This window comes from Streptomyces sp. FH025, from assembly GCF_017427025.1.
Classification (GTDB): Bacteria; Actinomycetota; Actinomycetes; order Streptomycetales; family Streptomycetaceae; genus Kitasatospora.
Map to the genome: position 1 here is coordinate 1 of NZ_JAFLNG010000844.1, position 2,899 is coordinate 2,899.

The window sequence follows — 2,899 nt, forward strand, 5'->3', positions numbered from 1 at the left end:
GGCGGTCCGGGCGGTGGTCCGGCCGGGGGCTCGGGCAGCGCGGCGGGCGACGGGTACGGCCACGGCGACCCGTACGCGGCGGACCGGCCCGGCAGCACCCGGTCGTTCCCGGTCGGGGACCCGTACGGGCAGGACCACGGCTACTACGGTCAGCAGCCCGGCTACTACGACGACGGGGGCTACGGGCAGCAGCCGCCGCCGTACGGGCAGGAGCAGCAGCCCTACGGCCAGGAGGCCCAGCCGCCGTACGGCCAGGACAACGTCACCGTCTACCGGGCCGGCGGCCAGTCCGCCCCGCACGTCTCCGGGCCCCGGCCGCAGTGGCGCGAGCTGTTCGTCGGCATCTTCCGCAGCCCGGCCGCGACCTTCGACCGCACCCGGGACCACCAGGTGTGGCTGCCCGCGCTCACCGTCTCGCTGCTGTACGGCGTGCTCGCGGTGCTCGGCATCGGGCTGACCCACGACGACATCGTCAACTCGACCTTCAGCGTGGCGCTGACCGGCCTGGTCGCCGCCGCCATCGGCTTCACCCTGGCCGGCGGGATCTTCGGCGCGGTCACCTACGCGCTGGCCCGCCAGCTCGGCGGCGACGGCCCGTGGAAGTCGACCGTCGGCCTGGCCGCGCTGATCGGCTGGCTGAGCGACGCGCCCCGGCTGCTGCTCGATCTGGTGCTGCCCTCCGGCAGCGCGGTGGTGCAGGTCGTCGGCTGGGCCACCTGGATGCTCTGCGCGTACCTGCTGACCGTCATGGTCCGGCGGGTGCACGACCTGCCCTGGGGCAAGGCCGCGGCCGCCTCGGCGCTGCAGCTGGTCGCTCTGCTGGTGCTGATCAAGCTGCCGACACTGGGCTGAGGGGCGACGGGCAGAATGGGGGGCGGGTCCGGCCGGTAGGCCGCCGGGCCCGCCCACCCTCGTCCGCCGAGATCCACCGGAGCCAGGCATGACCCTTCCCACCACCCACGTCAGCTTCCCGGCCGGGGCGGTGACCGGCGAGTCTCCGGTGCTCGCGGTGCACCCGCTGGCCGACGGCCGGTACGCCGTGGTGACCGAGGCCACGCCGTTCCACCCGCTCGACCACACCTGGCCCGACCAGCCGGCCGACCTCGGCACCCTCACCGTCGACGGCACCGAGCTGGCCGTGGTGGACTGCCTCACCGGCGCGGTCGGCCCGGAGGGCGGCGCGCCCCTGGTCGGCGCCGAGATCCCGGTCCGGCGCGGGGACGAGGAGTGGTCCTGGCTGGTCCTGCACGTCCTCGACACCGACCCCGGCGACCTCGCGGGCCGCACCGCCGTCCTGACCGTGGACACCGGGCGCCGGGCCGCCCTCAGCGCCTCGCACAGCGGCTGCCACCTGCTCGCCCTCGCCCTCAACGCCGCGCTCGGCCCGCGCTGGCGCAAGGACCCGGGCCGCTCGGACGCCTTCGGCAACCCCGACTTCGACAGCCTGGCGATGGCCAGCTCGGTGATGGACACCGAGGCCAGCACGGACACCTACCGGCTGGGCAAGTCGCTCAAGAAGAAGGGCTTCACGGCGGACGCCACCGAGGAGTTCCCCGCCCTCGCCGACGCCCTGCCCGCCCTCACCGAGGCCGTCAACGCGCGGCTCGCCGCCTGGGTCGCGGCCGACGCCCCGGTCCGCATCGAGGTCCCCGGCCCCGAGCTCACCGCCCGCCGCCAGTGGCACTGCGAGCTGCCCGAGGGCGGCGCGCGGATCTTCTGCGGCGGCACCCACCTGCACCACCTCGGCGAGCTCGCCGAGCTGCGCACCGAGCTGCGGCTGTCCGAGGACGGCACCGAGCTGGTCGCGGTCACCAGCCCCAAGCGGGCCTAGCCCCAAGCGGGCCTGAGAACGCCGAAGGCGGCCACCCTCCTCTCCGAAGGGGTGGCCGCCTCCCGTGCGTGCACTCTGTTGTCGTCAGACCTGGGTGCGGTGGAAGTTCAGGTACGAGCGGGACGGCGTCGGGCCGCGCTGGCCCTGGTAGCGCGAGCCGTAGCGCTCGGAGCCGTACGGGTGCTCGGACGGCGAGGAGAGCCGGAACAGGCAGAGCTGCCCGATCTTCATCCCCGGGTACAGCTTGATCGGCAGCGTCGCGACGTTCGACAGCTCCAGCGTCACGTGACCGCTGAAGCCGGGGTCGATGAAGCCGGCCGTGGAGTGGGTGAGCAGGCCCAGCCGGCCCAGGCTCGACTTGCCCTCCAGCCGGGAGGCCACGTCCTCGGGCAGCGTGATGACCTCGTACGTCGAGGCCAGCACGAACTCGCCGGGGTGCAGGATGAACGCCTCGTCGCCCTCGGGCTCGACCAGCCGGGTCAGGTCCGGCTGCTCCTCGGAGGGGTCGATGTGCGGGTACTTGTGGTTCTCGAACACGCGGAAGAAGCGGTCGAGGCGCACGTCGATACTCGACGGCTGGATCATCGCCGGGTCGAACGGGTCGATGGAGACCCGGCCCAGGTCGATTTCGGTTCGGATGTCCTTGTCAGAGAGCAGCACGCTTCGAGGTTACGTGCACGACGGGGCCCCGGACGAATCCGCCCGGGGCCCCGCCGCCCATCCGTAGGCCGTCAGGCCAGGAACTCCGCGGCTTCCAACCGCATGGCCCGCGCCAGTTGCGGCTCGGACAGCTCCTGTACGTCGGCCAGCACCGAGCTCCGGAGCCGTCCGCACTGCGGACAGCGGATCAACCGCCCGGGCCCGAGTCGCCCGGGACCGAGGTTCTGCATCGGGAACGTGGTGGTGCTGAACAGGTGCCCCTCGGCACAACGAACGACGGCGCGCTGCTCCATCGATCCCCTTCCCATCCCTAACCCAGTACTCACCCGTACTCATCGCGCCCCGGCGGCCAGGCCCCGGGACAGCGTCACATTAGGGGATGTTCCGGACATTCCTCACCATGGCTCG

At 73.0% G+C, this 2,899-nt stretch carries 4 protein-coding genes; 2 read left to right on the top strand and 2 right to left on the bottom strand.

All coding sequences use genetic code 11. The features are described from left to right. The coding region (locus J0670_RS34660) for a YIP1 family protein (protein ID WP_207816403.1) at positions 1-852 on the top strand (852 nt) is incomplete at its 5' end. An 88-nt stretch (positions 853-940) separates the two neighbouring features. Continuing rightward, positions 941-1,831 (top strand): metal-dependent hydrolase, encoded by an 891-nt coding sequence (locus tag J0670_RS34665; protein ID WP_207816405.1) that lies wholly within the window; start codon positions 941-943, stop codon positions 1,829-1,831. Between the two features lie 84 nt (positions 1,832-1,915). On the opposite strand, the gene dcd is transcribed toward J0670_RS34665, so the two are convergent. Then, positions 1,916-2,491 carry a dCTP deaminase gene (dcd, locus tag J0670_RS34670; protein ID WP_207816407.1) on the bottom strand — a complete coding sequence of 192 codons (576 nt, stop codon included), beginning with the start codon at positions 2,489-2,491 and terminating at the stop codon, positions 1,916-1,918. A gap of 71 nt (positions 2,492-2,562) precedes the next feature. Next, positions 2,563-2,784 carry a hypothetical protein gene (locus J0670_RS34675; RefSeq protein ID WP_207816409.1) on the bottom strand — a complete coding sequence of 74 codons (222 nt, stop codon included), beginning with the start codon at positions 2,782-2,784 and terminating at the stop codon, positions 2,563-2,565. Between the last annotated feature and the right edge of the window lie 115 nt (positions 2,785-2,899).